Origin of the sequence: Planomonospora corallina (genome assembly GCF_042650625.1) — a bacterium.
In the GTDB taxonomy this organism is placed as follows: domain Bacteria; phylum Actinomycetota; class Actinomycetes; order Streptosporangiales; family Streptosporangiaceae; genus Planomonospora_B; species Planomonospora_B corallina.
Window position 1 is genome coordinate 55,903 of record NZ_JBHSBM010000027.1, and the last position, 12,925, is coordinate 68,827.

Below are 12,925 nucleotides of genomic sequence, written 5' to 3' on the forward strand. Positions count from 1 at the left end.
CGGCCCGCCCCGGCGCCCGGACCGCGCCGGATGCGGGCCGGAACCTCAGCCGATGCCGGGGGCGATCCGCTCCAGCACCCGGAGCGAGCCCTCGTGCCGGACCTCCTTGAACGCGCCCGAGGCGAGCACCCGCTGGTAGACCCGGTACGGCGCCTGCCCGCCGTCGGCCGGGTCCGGGTAGACGTCGTGGAAGACCAGCGCCCCGCCCCGCATCACGTGCGGGGCCCAGCCCTCGTAGTCCGCGGTCACCGGCTCCTCGGAATGGCCTCCGTCGATGAACAGCATGGCCAGCGGGGTGTTCCAGAGCGCGGCGACCCGCTCGGAGCGGCCGACGACCGCGATGACCTCCTCCTCCAGCCCGGCCGCGGCGATCGTCTCCCGGAAGGTGGGCAGGGAGTCCATCTTGCCGAAGCGGGGATCGACGAGCGTGGGGTCGTGGTGCGCCCAGCCCGGCTGGATCTCCTCCGAGCCCCGGTGGTGGTCCACGGTGACGACGACGGAGCCGCACTGGCGGGCCGCCGCGCCCAGGTAGATGGCGGACTTGCCGCAGTAGGTGCCGATCTCGCAGATCGGGCCGCGCGAGCCGTACTCGAGCGCGGTCTCGAACAGGGCGAGTCCCTCTGCGGGGGGCATGAAGCCCTTGGCGCGCCGGGCGGCCTGCAGCAGGTCCGCGGGCATGCGGGAAGACTCGGTGGCGTTGCTCATCGGAGCAGCCTACCCATACCGAATGAGATTCGGAACGACCCTTGCCCGACCCCATGGAACATGTTCTACTTTCACCGTGAACCAGCGCGCTCGCATAGCGATGTCCGACGAAGAGGTCGCGTCCTTCCTCGCCGCCGCACGGAAGCTTCAGCTAGGAACGATCAACCCTGACGGAACGCCCCACATGGTGACCATGTTCTACGGGCTGGACGAAGGTAGGATCACGTTCTGGACCTACGGCAAGGCCCAGAAGACGCTGAACATCCAGCGAGACGCCCGGGTGAGCTGCCTGATCGAGGCCGGAGACGACTACGACGAGCTGCGCGGCGTCCTGATCTACGGCATCGCGCACCGGATCGACGAGCCCGACGGCGTCCTGCGCGTCGGCATGAGCGTGGCCCGGCGGATGAGCGGGATGCCGGACTCCGAGGAGCTGCTGTCCGAGTACGTCGCCCACACCGGCCGTAAAAGGGTCGCCTTCGTGGTCGAGCCCACTCGAGTGATCTCGTGGGATCACCGTAAGCTCGCCACGCCGATCCAGTCCGGTTGAGGAGGCCCACTCATGAAGATCAAGGTCGATTATCTGGTCTGCGAGGCCAATGCCGTCTGCATGGGACTCGCCCCCGAGGTCTTCGAGGTCGACGACGACGACCAGCTGCACGTGCTGCTGCCCGAGCCGCCGCCCGAGATGATGGACCGCGTCCGGCACGCCGTGCGGTCCTGCCCCAAAGCCGCCCTGTCCCTCGAGGAGAACCCTCAGGAGTAGGGCCCCGACCCAGGAGGACCCCCCAATGCGTGGTGCGCTGCTGCACGCCGTAGGCGACGACAAGCTCGACATCCGTGACGACTTCACCCTCGCCCCGATGGGGCCGACGGATGTGCGGATCAAGGTCAGGGCGACCGGGGTCTGCCACTCCGACCTCTCGGTGCTCAGCGGCGTGCTGCCCATGCCGCTCCCGGTCATCCCCGGCCACGAGGGCGCGGGCGAGGTCCTCGAGGTCGGCGACCACGTCACCGGGCTCCAGCCCGGCGACCACGTCATCGTCAACTGGACACCGGCCTGCGGCACCTGCCCGAACTGCCTGGTGGGCCAGCCGTTCCTGTGCATGACCTACGTCATGGACAGCTTCGTCAACGCCCGGTTCCGGTACGGCGGGGACACTCCGGCGTTCGGCATGGCCGGGTGCGGCACCTGGTGCGAGGAGATCGTCGTGCCCTGGCAGGGCGCGATCAAGGTCGACCCGGAGGTGCCCTTCGAGGTGGCGGCGCTGATCGGCTGCGGCGTGACCACCGGCGTCGGCGCGGCGCTCAACACGGCCAGGGTCCGCGCGGGCTCGACCGTGGCCGTGGTGGGCGCCGGCGGGATCGGCCTCTCGATCATCCAGGGCGCCCGGATCTCCGGCGCGACCACGATCCTCGCGGTCGACCCGCTGGAGTCCAAGCACGAGCTGGCCAAGAAGGTCGGCGCGACCCACGCGGTCACCCCCGACCAGCTGCCGGACGCGCTCGCCACGCTGACCGGCGGGCAGGGCTTCGACTACGGCTTCGAGGCCGTCGGCAAGTCCGCCGCCATCATGACCGCCTGGCAGGCGACCCGCCGCGGCGGAGACGTGATCGTCGTCGGCGCGGGCGCGATGGACGACACCGTCCCGCTGACCGCCTTCCAGCTGCTGTTCGAGGGCAAGAACATCCTCAGCTCGATGTACGGCGAGGCGGACGTCCGCCGGGACTTCCCGTTCTTCGCCGGCCTCTACAAGGCCGGCAAGCTCGACCTGGAGACGATGATCAGCTCCCGGATCAAGCTCGCCGACCTCAACGACGCCGTGGCGGCGCTGCGCGGCGGCGAGGTCCTGCGCCAGGTCGTCGTCCTGGACTAGGGCCCGTTCCGGCGGCCGGCCGAGAACCGGCCGAGGACCCGCCGGCCGGAGAGCGACCGGCCACGGCGGACGGCGTCCCGGCCGGCGGGGGGCCGTACCTCGCACGCGGCGTCCCTCGTACACGGCGTCCCTCGCACGCGGCGTCCCTCGCACGCGGCGTCCCTCGCGGTGTCCCGCGCCCGAAGGGGCCGTGCTCCGCCCGGAGCACGGCCCCTTCGTCGCCTTCCGCGCCGGAGCGGTGTCAGGGCCGCGTCAGAGCTGCGTCAGAGCATGGCCTTCATCGACGCGCCCGACTGCTGGCCGAGGGTGGTGGGCGTCAGGTACGGCTGCTCGGTCATGATGGCCTCCCAGTTGTCCCGGATGTCCTCCACCGTGTGGTTCTCCTGCTTCCAGCCCGGCCCCTCCGCGACGAACACCCGGGCCACCCGGCCGGCGGCGACGCTGAAGACCTCGCCGCTGGTCTCGCAGGACTCGTGGGCCAGGTAGACCACCAGGGGGCTGACGCTCTCCGGGGTGAACCTGGCCTCGAACTCCGCCGGGAGCAGGCTCTCGGTCATCCGGGTCCAGGCGACCGGCGCGATCGCGTTGACCTTGATGTTCGCCCGCGCGCCCTCCAGGCCCAGGGTCTTGGTCAGGCCGACCAGGCCCATCTTGGCCGCGGAGTAGTTGGCCTGGCCGAAGCTGCCGAACAGGCCCGAGGGCGAGGAGGTGTTGATGATGCGGCCGTAGCCCTGCTCCTTGAGGTGGGGGAAGGCCGCGTGGCTGACCAGGAACGAGCCGCGGAGGTGGACGGCGATGACGGCGTCCCACTCCTCGACGGTCATCTTGCCGAACGACTTGTCCCGCAGGATGCCGGCGTTGTTGACGACGACGTCCAGCCGCCCGAAGGCGTCGAGGGCCGACTGCACGATCGCCTTGGCGCCCTCCGGGGTGGCGACGTTGTCGGCGTTGACGACGGCCTCGCCGCCGTTCTTCTTGATCAGCTCGACCACGTCGGCGGCCGGACCGGTGGACGCGCCGGTGCCGTCGACCGCGCCGCCCAGGTCGTTGACGACCACCTTGGCCCCGCGCTCGGCCAGGGCCAGCGCGTGCGAGCGCCCCAGGCCCTGCCCGGCGCCGGTGACGATCGCGACCTTGCCGTCGAACCGCAGCTCTGACATCAGGAGCCCTCCTACGAGAATAAAGTTCTAGTCCCGAGCAGGATAGCCCGCCCGCCCCTCCGGGGCCACGACAGGTCGGCGGGAACGGCCAGGGCCGGAGAGAGGCCGACGAGGGGCCGGTGAGGGGCCGGTGAGGACAGGGCGGACCGGAAGGACACATCCGCGTGTCGGAACGTCGCGGACAGTGAACATGCGGGTGAAATTCTGCTAAAGTTTCGGGCCCGCACCTGGCGTGGGTCGACAGCGACGCACTCATGGCACGGCCCCGCCCCACGACTCCCGGGCTGGAGGCCCGCATGTCCGCATCTCCGCCCCTCCGCGTGGTCCAGTGGGCCACCGGCGCCCTCGGCCGCTACTCCCTGCGCGACCTGATCGTCCGGCCCGAGTTCGAGCTGGCCGGGGTGCTGGTCTACGACCCCGACAAGTCCGGCCGGGACGCCGGAGAGATCGTCGGCCTGCCCCCGACCGGGGTGGCCTGCACCGACGACGTCGACCGGATCCTCGCCCTGGACGCCGACTGCGTGCTGCACATGCCGCTGCCCGCGGCCTACTTCGGCGGCGACCCCACGACCGACGTGGAGACGATCTGCGCCCTGCTCTCCTCGGGCAAGAACGTCATCACCACCACCGGGTTCGTCTACCCCCAGCGCTACGGCCCCGGCCTGGTGGAGCGCCTGGAGGCCGCCTGCCGGACGGGCGGGACATCCCTGCACGGCACCGGCATCAACCCGGGCTTCATGAGCGACCTGCTCCCCCTGGCGCTCAGCGGGCTCTCGAGCCGGATCGACCACGTCTACGTCCGCGAGTCCTCCGACTTCCGCGGCCACCCGTCCCGGCAGACCGTGGTCGACCTGGTCGGATTCACCCTCTCCGCCAAGGACTACGCGACCGCCGTACGGCCGTTCCGCGCCTTCCAGCGGGCGCTCTTCGCCGAGAGCGTGCAACTGGTCGCCTCGGCGCTCGGCGTCGCCCTCGACGAGGTCGAGGAGATCGACGAGTTCGAGCTCGCCACCGAGGAGTTCGAGATCGCCGCCGGCGTGGTCCGCCCGGGCACGGTGTGCGCCTCCCACTGGACCTTCTCCGGCCTGGTCCGGGGCCGTCCCTTCATGACCGTGGAGTGCGTCTACAAGGCCGACGCCGCCAAGGTCGGCCGCTGGCCCCGGCCCGGCTTCGCCATCCACCTGCAGGGCGTTCCCCAGCTGATGGTCAGCGTCGACGACGTCTCGCACGGGCTGGCCGGGGCCGCCGCCCGCGCCGTCAACGCCGTCGCCGCCGTCTGCGCCGCCCCGCCGGGCATCCTGACCCTCCTCGACCTCCCCCTCGTCACCGGGCGCGGCACCGTCCGCCTCACCTGAGGCGGCCCGCCGGGCCGGTGCGGGCGGAGCGGCGCGGACGGAACGGCGCGGAGCGGAGGCCTCCGGGGGAACGCCCTCCCTGAAGGGGCCATCCGGAAAACATTCACACAAAGACCGGAAACGCGATTTCTCTGATCTTGGAACCTCTGCGGGAACGCCCGCGTTCATCCCTTCGGACCAGATCGCCGATCACCACAGGGGTGCCTTGAAAACCGCGCCGATCCTCCTCGCCCCGGTTCTCTCCTGCGTTCTCGCCCTGACCGCCTGCACCGCCTCCGGCTCCGATGTCCGGAACGGCGGTGCGCCCCCTTCCGGCGTCCGGAGCCCCGCTCCTGCGGCGGCCGCTCCCACGCGGACGCCCGAAGCCGCTCCGGCCGCGGTGCGGACGAGCAGGAAGCGGCGGTACATCGAGATATGCGTGTGGCGGAGCAGCCATGTGCGCGCGGGCTACCAGCGGTGCGACGACGCCGGACGCGGCTACGCCTGGTACTTCCTGCCGGAGGAGGGACGCGTCCCGGGGCATGGCGGGACGGCCCGGGGCGGGACGTTCGAGAAGCCGCCCGGACAGGTCCTGCGCGCACGGGCCGCGGGCGGAAAGGGCTCCGCCGTCTCCTTCTCCGATCTGAAGGACCGTTTCGAGATCTGCGTGCGGAGAAGCGACAGGATCCGGTTCTCCGACGCCCGGTGCGAGGACGAGCGGACCGGTTTCACCTGGTACTACATAAGACTCGACCGGCACGCCCCCGCGGTGGGGAAGCGGGCGGAGAAAGGCTCGTTCCGCCAGCCGTACGGCGACACCTACCGTGCCGCCAGGAAAGGCGGCTCCGGGGCCGGCGCGGCGACCGACCACGAGGACGGTCTCGACGACGAGTACACCGACGTCGAGGACGAGTTCACCGGGGAGGACGGTACCGACTCCGGCGGCTCCGACTCCGGCGACTCCGGCGGCTCCGGCTACAGCGACTCCAGCGGCTCCGGCTTCAGCGGCCCGCGCTTCCGCGCCCGGAGCGGCGGCGGGAGCGGCTCCAAGTCCGGCCGCCGCTGAGGGGGCGCGGCAGGTGCGGGCCGGCGCGGCTCCCATAACACCGCGATAGGGATTCTTTGCTACGTCTCAGCGGCCACCCCCGGCCCCTACATTTACATCACCCCTCACAAGGAGTGAAAATGTTGAGTCGACGTTCCCTGCTCGCCGGGACCGCCATCACAGCGCTGGTCCTGGCCGGCACCACCGCCACCGCCTCCGCCCAGTCCGCTCCCTCGCCGTCCGCACCCGAGACCTCGATGCTCGAGGCCATGCAGCGCGACCTCGGCATCACCGAGGCGCAGGCCGTCGCCCGCCTCGCCAACGAGGAGCGCGCCGCCAAGGCGGACACCAAGCTGAGCTCCTCCCTCGGCGGCAGCTACGCCGGCTCCTGGCTCAACGCCGACGGCTCCCAGCTCACGGTCGCCACCACCGACTCCACCAAGGTCTCGGCGATCATGGCCCAGGGCGCCGTCGCGAAGATCGTCAGCCGGTCGCTGGAGCAGCTCAACTCCGTCAAGGACCGGCTCGACCAGGCCTCGGACGAGGCCAAGGCCGGAGCGTCCCTCTGGTACGTCGACGTCCCCACCAACACCGTCGTCATCCAGGCCGCCGACCAGGCCGCGGGCGAGGCCCTCGCCTCCGCCGCGGGCGTCGAGGCCGGCGCCTTCCGGGTGGAGGTCACCGCCGAGCAGCCGCAGCCCCTGATCAACCTCATCGGCGGCGCGGCCTACTACATCGGCTCCAGCCGCTGCAGCATCGGCTTCTCCGTCACCCGCGGCAGCACCCCCGGCTTCGTCACCGCCGGGCACTGCGGCCGGACCGGCGCCACCACCAGCAACCCGTCCGGCACCTTCCAGGGCTCCTCCTTCCCCGGCAACGACTACGCGTGGGTCGCCACCCCCGGCCACACCCCGCAGCCGTGGGTGCGGGGCTCCGGCGGCGCCAACGTCACCGTCCGCGGCTCCACCCAGGCCGTGGTCGGCGCCTCCATCTGCCGCTCCGGCTCGACCACCGGCTGGCGCTGCGGCACCGTCCAGCAGCACAACACCAGCGTCCGCTACTCGCAGGGCACGGTCAGCGGCCTGACCCGCACCAGCGTCTGCGCCGAGCCCGGCGACTCCGGCGGCTCGTTCATCTCCGGCAGCCAGGCCCAGGGCGTGACCTCGGGCGGCTCCGGCAACTGCCGCACCGGTGGCACCACCTACCACCAGCCGGTCAACGAGATCCTGTCGGTCTACGGCCTGACCCTCCGCACCGGCTGATCCCCTTTCTCTCCCCAGCAGCGCGGGGCCGCCACCGGACGCCGGTGGCGGCCCCGCCGCGTGGAGGAGGTCCGGGACCGGGCCCCCTCGACCAGGACGTGCGCGGGCGTCCGGATGCCCGGGCGCCCGCGGGCGGAACCCTCAGGGGTGCGGGGTGAACCGGCCGAAGCGGCCCTGCTGGTAGAGGAGCGGGCGGGACCGCGTCCCGATCCGCGTCTCGGTCACCAGGCCGACGACGAGCACGTGGTCACCGATCTCCGTGGCGGAGTACGGCGTGCAGACCAGCTGGGCCGCGGCGCCGTCCAGCAGCGGCACCCCCTCGGGGCCGGGCCGCCACCGGGTGGGAGGGGCGAAGCGGTCGGCGCCCCTGCGGGCGAACCGGGCCGCGACCTCGGCCTGGTCCCCGGCGAGCACGTTGACCGCGAAGCGGTCGGCACGGCGCAGCCAGGGCCAGGTGGTCGAGGAGAGGGCCACGTAGAAGGAGACCAGCGGCGGCGCCAGGCTCACCGAGGAGAACGAGGTGGCCGTCAGGCCGACCGGGAGGCCCTCGGTCTGCGCGGTCACCACGACGACCCCGGCCGCGTGGACGGCGAGCGCTTCGCGGAACCGCTCGCCGTCGACCGCCTGCTCCGGCAGCGTGTCGGTCATGCGCGTGCTCCTTCCCTCAGGGCGGCGGCCACCTGCGGGGCCACCCGGGCGGCCCAGGGGCCGAGGTGCCCGTCGAGGTCGGCGAGGTGCGACTCCAGCAGAGCCAGGCCCGGAGTGGGGACCGTCGCGCCCAGCTCGACCAGGAGCGGGCGCAGGTGCACCTCCACCGCCGGCGCGTGCCTGGCGTCCCCCATCACCAGCAGCGGGAGGGCCACGGTCCCGGCCAGCGCCCCGCCCGGCAGCCGGTCGAGGAAGACCTTGAGCAGTCCGGTGTAGGTGCCCTTGTAGGTCGGGCCGGCGACCACCAGCACCTCCGCCTCGGCGACCTGCTCGAGGGCGATCTCCACGGCCGACGACGCCCCTGGCTTGAGCAGGAGCGGCGCCAGCCCCGCCAGGTCCACGACCTCGCCCGCCCCGTCGCGGCCGAGGAGACCGGCGACCGTCCCGGCGGCCCTGACCGCCGCGTCGTACGTGCGCGACCCGCCGCGCGGGTTGCCCACCAGGGTCACGATGCCGCTCACGAGGCCACCGCCGCCGGCCGCGCCTGCCGGGAGGCGGGGCGCGCCAGCCCGAAGTTCTCCCGGAGGGTCCGGCCCTCGTACTCGGTGCGGAACAGCCCGCGGGCCTGCAGCACGGGGACGACGTGGTCGACGAAGTCCTCCAGGCCGCTCGGCAGGAGGGGCGGCATGATGTTGAAGCCGTCGGCCGCCCCGCCGGTGAACCACTCCTCGATCTGGTCGGCGATCTGCTCGGGGGTGCCGGCGACCACCCGGTGGCCCCGGCCGCCGGCCAGCCGGCCGATCAGCTCCCGGAGGGTCAGCCGCTCCCGCTCCGCCAGGTCGCTGACCAGCTTCAGGCGGCTCTGCTGGCCCTCGGTCGTGCGCGGGAGCTCCGGCAGCGGCGCGTCGAGCGGGTGGTCGCTCAGGTCGACGCCGATCAGGTAGGACAGCTGCCGCACGCCGTACGCCGGGATGATCAGCTCGTCGAGCTCCTTCTCCAGCCGGAGCGCCTCGCGCTCGGTGGAGCCGATGATCGGGGAGATGCCGGGCAGGACGAGCAACTCGTCGGCGAGCCGCCCGTACCGGGCCAGGCGGCCCTTGAGGTCGGCGTAGAACTCCCGGCCCTCGGCGAGGGTCTGCTGGGCGGTGAAGACCGCCTCGGCGAAGCGGGCGGCGAACTCCTTGCCGTCCTCCGACGAGCCGGCCTGCACCAGCACCGGGTGGCCCTGCGGGGGGCGGGAGGTGTTGAGCGGGCCGCGCACCCGGAAGTGGGCGCCGTCGTGGTCGAGGGTGTGGATCTTGCCGGTGTCGGCGTACTCGCCGGCGCGGCGGTCGGCCAGGATCGCGTCGTCCTCCCAGCTGTCCCAGAGCGCGGTGGCGACCTCGACGAACTCCGCCGCCCTGGCGTAGCGGTCGGCGTGGGAGGGGCGCTCGACGCCGAAGTTGTGCGCCTCGGCCTCGCCGGCGGAGGTGACGATGTTCCAGCCGGCCCGGCCGCCGCTGATGTGGTCCAGCGAGGCGAACTTCCGGGCCAGGTGGAACGGCTCGTTGTAGGTGGTGGAGGCGGTCGCGATCAGGCCGATGTGGTCGGTCACCGCGGCCAGCGCGGACAGCAGGGTGAGCGGTTCGAGGCCGCCGAGCGCGTTGTGCCGGACGTCGCCGTGCAGGGCCAGGCCGTCGGCGAGGAAGACCGAGTCGAGCTTGCCCCGCTCGGCGGTGCGGGCCAGGTGCTGGTAGTGCCGGACGTCGGTGACGCGGGCCGGCTCGGTGCGCGGGTGGCGCCAGGCGGCCTCGTGGTGGCCGACGCCCATGAGGAAGGCGTTCAGCCGGAGCTTGCGGGCGGGCTTCGGGATGGTCATGAGGTGGTCCTCCACGTCGAGAAGCGGCGCTCCACGGTGACGAGCAGCAGGTTGAAGAGCAGGCCGAGCACGGAGATGGTGATGATCCCGGCGTACATGTCGGGGATGCGGAAGCTGAACTGGGCGTCCTGGATGAGGTAGCCGAGGCCGGCCTTGGCGCCGACCATCTCGGCGAAGAGCAGCACGAGGATCGCGTAGGTGCCGGCCAGCCGGACACCGGTGAAGACAGCCGGCACCGCGGCGGGCAGGATGACCTTCTGGAAGAGCCGGAGCGGGCCGAGGCCCATGGACCGGGCCGACTTGACCAGCAGCGGCTCCACCGTCTGCACCCCGCTGATGGTGTTGAGCAGGATCGGCCAGGCGCAGGCGTAGAACACAAAGATGATCTTCGATGGCTCTCCCAGGCCGAAGATCAGGATGAAGACGGGCAGCAGCGCCACGGCCGAGGTGTTGCGGAACAGCTCCAGCACCGGGCTGAGGAACTCGGCGACCGGCCGGTACCAGGCGATCGCCAGGCCGAGCGGGATGACCAGCGCGATGGCCAGGCCGAAGCCCGACAGCGACCTGATCAGGGACGCCTGGAAGTGCTCGGCGAGCTGCCCGCCGGCCAGCAGGTCGTACCAGGCGACGAGGACCTCCGACAGCGGCGGGGCGAACACCCGGTCCACCGCGCCGATCCGGGGCAGCGTCTCCCAGAGCGCGGCCAGCAGGGCCAGGGCCGTGGTCCGCCGCAGCAGCAGCGTCAGCCGCGGCAGCGCCGAGGAGCGCGCCCCGGCGGCGACCCTGAAGAAGTTCGTGGCCCGGTCGTCGGCGGTGGGCGCGTCCCCCCGGACGGGCCCGGGGGGCGCGGTCCCGGCGCCGGGCTCCTCCCCGCGGGGCTCCGGGGCGGCGGCCCGGGTGCCGGGGCCGGGCTCCTCCCGCCGGGACTCCGCGCCGGGGGCCCGGGTTCCGGAGCCGCCGGGAACGGCGGCGAGTGTGTCAGCCAATGGTCCGCTCCTGTTCCTGAGCCGCCGCGACCTCGTCGCGCAGCAGGGTCCAGATCTCGTGGCGGTAGGCGCCGAAGCGCGCGTCCGCGCGCAGGTCGCCCGCACGCGAGTCGAACTCGATGTCGATGACCTTCTTGATCCGGCCCGGCCGGGAGGTCATCACCGCGACCCGCTGACCGAGGTAGACGGCCTCGTCGATGCCGTGGGTGATGAACACGATGGTCTTGTTCGTCTTCTCCCAGATGCGCAGCAGCTCCTCCTGGAGCGACTCCCGGGTCTGCGCGTCGAGCGCGGCGAACGGCTCGTCCATCAGCAGCACGTCCGGGTCGAACGCGAGGCTGCGGGCGATCGCCACCCGCTGGCGCATGCCGCCGGACAGCTCGTGCGGGTGGCGGTGCTCGAACCCGGTCAGCCCGACCAGGTCGAGGTAGTGCCGCGCCCGCTCCCTGCGCTCCTTCTTCGGTACGGCCTTCGCCTCCAGCCCGAACTCGATGTTGGCCAGGGCCGTGCGCCAGGGGAACAGGGCGTACTGCTGGAAGACGATGCCGCGGTCCAGGCCGGGGCCGGTGACGGTCCTGCCGTCGATGAGGATCTCCCCGCCGGTCGGGGTGGTGAGGCCGGCGATCAGGTCGAGCAGGGTGGACTTCCCGCAGCCGCTCGGGCCGACCAGGGTGAGGAACTCCCCGTCCCGCACCTCCAGGTCGACGCCGTCGACCGCGGTGAACGGCCGGTCGGTCCCGCGGATCCGGAAGACCTTGCCGACGCCGCGGACGTCGATCTTCGCCCGGGTCCCCCTTCCGCTCTCCGGCGCGGTCTCCCGCCGCGCCTCCGTCCGGGTGTCCGTCGGGGTGTCCGTCGGGGTGTCCGTCTGAGTGTTCGTCCGGGCCAGAGCCGGGGTGGCGGTCATCGTTCCTCCTGGGTCGTCCGGACGTGCCGCGGGCCGGAGCCCCGGTTCACGAGGCGCTCCCGGCGCCGAAGGGGTTGAACTCGTTGGTGTAGATGTCGGCCACCTCGACCTGGCCCGGCCTGATGTCGCCCTCGCGCTCCAGCCAGTCGGCCCAGGTCTGGAACTCCTTGGGATCGATCAGTCCGCCCTTGCCGGCCACCCCGCTGCTCTTCCAGAAGTCGATGGCCGAGACGTCCTCGTTCCGCCCGCGCTTGGTGATGATCTCCTTGTACTTGGCGATCACCTCCTCCCGGGGACGCGTCTGCGTCCACTCGACCGCCTTCGCGAAGCCCTCCACGAACTTCCTCGTGGTGGCCGGGTTCTCCTCGATGAAGTCCTCGCGGAGCACGAAGCTGCCCGCGGTGAACGGCCCGAAGAGCTCGAAGTCGGTGTAGAGGGGGTGGATCCCGCCGCGGGACAGCGCCTTCTCGCGGAGGATGTCGCTGAGCGAGGCGACGTCGATCTGCTTCTGCCGCAGCGCCTGCTCGGTGTTGACCGGCGGCACGACGACCAGCTCGACCTTGTCGGCCTCCTCGGGGGTGAGGCCGCCCCGCTTGAGGTACTCCTTGGTGACGGCCTCGCTGTGCGCACCGAGCGTGTTGACGCCGATCTTCTTGCCGATCAGGTCGCGCGCCGTCTTGATGGGGCTGCCGTCCAGCACGTAGAAGCCGGTGTACCTCTCCTCGTCGATGCCGTAGTAGCCGGCCACCGCCTTGACCCGGGCACCGCTCGCCCTGAGCTTGACGATCGCGCCGTTGAAGGCGCCGCCGGCGTCCACCTGACCGGTCGCGGTGGCCTGGATGTCCTGCGGGCCGGAGATCGTGTTGCCGACCCACTTCAGTTCGAGGTCGCCGAGGTAGCCGAGGCTCTCGGCGAGCTCGGGGTAGGTGACGGTGCCGACCCAGCCCTGGTAGCGGATCTCGGTGGCCTCCCCGCCGTTCCCGGTGGCTCCGGAGGCGGAGGAGCAGGCGGTCAGGGCGCCTGTCAGCAGTACGGAGAGAAGGACATGTCTGGTTCTGATCACGGAAAGTCGGTCCTTGCGGAATCTGGGCATGCTCGCGCCGGGCGTCGCACGCCGGGAGGTTCACGTCACGGGGAGGGCAC

14 protein-coding genes are annotated in these 12,925 nt (G+C 72.1%); 6 read left to right on the forward strand and 8 right to left on the reverse strand.

What is annotated here, in order from left to right:
* Positions 1 to 45 precede the first annotated feature (45 nt).
* On the reverse strand, positions 46 to 705 hold the full coding sequence (locus tag ACFOWE_RS24005) for a class I SAM-dependent methyltransferase (RefSeq protein WP_377291499.1): 660 nt from the start codon (positions 703 to 705) through the stop codon (positions 46 to 48).
* A 100-nt stretch (positions 706 to 805) separates the two neighbouring features.
* Between ACFOWE_RS24005 and ACFOWE_RS24010 the strand changes: the two genes are divergently transcribed.
* The 3 genes from ACFOWE_RS24010 to ACFOWE_RS24020 are packed head-to-tail and all read left to right on the forward strand — an operon-like array spanning position 806 to position 2,582.
* On the forward strand, positions 806 to 1,255 hold the full coding sequence (locus ACFOWE_RS24010) for a pyridoxamine 5'-phosphate oxidase family protein (RefSeq protein WP_377291624.1): 450 nt from the start codon (positions 806 to 808) through the stop codon (positions 1,253 to 1,255).
* A gap of 12 nt (positions 1,256 to 1,267) precedes the next feature.
* Positions 1,268 to 1,471 carry a ferredoxin gene (locus ACFOWE_RS24015; RefSeq protein ID WP_377291501.1) on the forward strand — a complete coding sequence of 68 codons (204 nt, stop codon included), beginning with the start codon at positions 1,268 to 1,270 and terminating at the stop codon, positions 1,469 to 1,471.
* Positions 1,472 to 1,496: 25 nt separating this feature from the next.
* A complete protein-coding gene (locus ACFOWE_RS24020) occupies positions 1,497 to 2,582 on the forward strand; it encodes an alcohol dehydrogenase catalytic domain-containing protein (RefSeq protein WP_377291503.1) in 1,086 nt (361 codons plus the stop codon).
* 263 nt (positions 2,583 to 2,845) lie between these two features.
* On the opposite strand, the gene ACFOWE_RS24025 is transcribed toward ACFOWE_RS24020, so the two are convergent.
* Positions 2,846 to 3,742 (reverse strand): SDR family oxidoreductase, encoded by an 897-nt coding sequence (locus tag ACFOWE_RS24025; RefSeq protein WP_377291505.1) that lies wholly within the window; start codon positions 3,740 to 3,742, stop codon positions 2,846 to 2,848.
* 296 nt (positions 3,743 to 4,038) lie between these two features.
* On the opposite strand from ACFOWE_RS24025, the gene ACFOWE_RS24030 reads away from it, so the two are divergent.
* The 3 genes from ACFOWE_RS24030 to ACFOWE_RS24040 all read left to right on the forward strand — a co-directional run bounded on the left by ACFOWE_RS24030 (position 4,039) and on the right by ACFOWE_RS24040 (position 7,383).
* Entirely contained in the window at positions 4,039 to 5,097 is a 1,059-nt protein-coding gene (locus ACFOWE_RS24030; protein ID WP_377291507.1) for an NAD(P)H-dependent amine dehydrogenase family protein, read from the forward strand.
* A gap of 436 nt (positions 5,098 to 5,533) precedes the next feature.
* Complete coding sequence (locus tag ACFOWE_RS24035) at positions 5,534 to 6,142, forward strand: hypothetical protein (RefSeq protein WP_377291509.1); 609 nt, start codon at positions 5,534 to 5,536, stop codon at positions 6,140 to 6,142.
* Positions 6,143 to 6,261: 119 nt separating this feature from the next.
* Positions 6,262 to 7,383 (forward strand): S1 family peptidase, encoded by a 1,122-nt coding sequence (locus ACFOWE_RS24040; protein WP_377291511.1) that lies wholly within the window; start codon positions 6,262 to 6,264, stop codon positions 7,381 to 7,383.
* Between the two features lie 141 nt (positions 7,384 to 7,524).
* Here ACFOWE_RS24040 and ACFOWE_RS24045 read toward each other — a convergent pair whose 3' ends face one another.
* The 6 genes from ACFOWE_RS24045 to ACFOWE_RS24070 are packed head-to-tail and all read right to left on the reverse strand — an operon-like array spanning position 7,525 to position 12,845.
* Complete coding sequence (locus tag ACFOWE_RS24045; protein ID WP_377291513.1) at positions 7,525 to 8,031, reverse strand: flavin reductase family protein; 507 nt, start codon at positions 8,029 to 8,031, stop codon at positions 7,525 to 7,527.
* Positions 8,028 to 8,552, reverse strand: coding sequence for an NADPH-dependent FMN reductase (locus ACFOWE_RS24050; protein WP_377291515.1), 525 nt, complete (start codon positions 8,550 to 8,552; stop codon positions 8,028 to 8,030). Before ACFOWE_RS24050 ends, ACFOWE_RS24045 begins: the two co-directional genes overlap by 4 nt.
* Positions 8,549 to 9,889 (reverse strand): LLM class flavin-dependent oxidoreductase, encoded by a 1,341-nt coding sequence (locus tag ACFOWE_RS24055; protein WP_377291517.1) that lies wholly within the window; start codon positions 9,887 to 9,889, stop codon positions 8,549 to 8,551. Before ACFOWE_RS24055 ends, ACFOWE_RS24050 begins: the two co-directional genes overlap by 4 nt.
* The gene (locus tag ACFOWE_RS24060; protein WP_377291519.1) at positions 9,886 to 10,875 is read right to left on the reverse strand and encodes an ABC transporter permease; all 990 of its coding nucleotides are present in this window, start codon (positions 10,873 to 10,875) and stop codon (positions 9,886 to 9,888) included. The genes ACFOWE_RS24055 and ACFOWE_RS24060 overlap by 4 nt, the downstream gene beginning before the upstream one ends.
* Positions 10,868 to 11,782, reverse strand: a complete 915-nt coding sequence (locus ACFOWE_RS24065; protein WP_377291521.1) for an ABC transporter ATP-binding protein — start codon at positions 11,780 to 11,782, stop codon at positions 10,868 to 10,870. Before ACFOWE_RS24065 ends, ACFOWE_RS24060 begins: the two co-directional genes overlap by 8 nt.
* 46 nt (positions 11,783 to 11,828) lie before the next feature.
* Positions 11,829 to 12,845 (reverse strand): ABC transporter substrate-binding protein, encoded by a 1,017-nt coding sequence (locus ACFOWE_RS24070; RefSeq protein WP_377291523.1) that lies wholly within the window; start codon positions 12,843 to 12,845, stop codon positions 11,829 to 11,831.
* Positions 12,846 to 12,925: the final 80 nt, after the last annotated feature.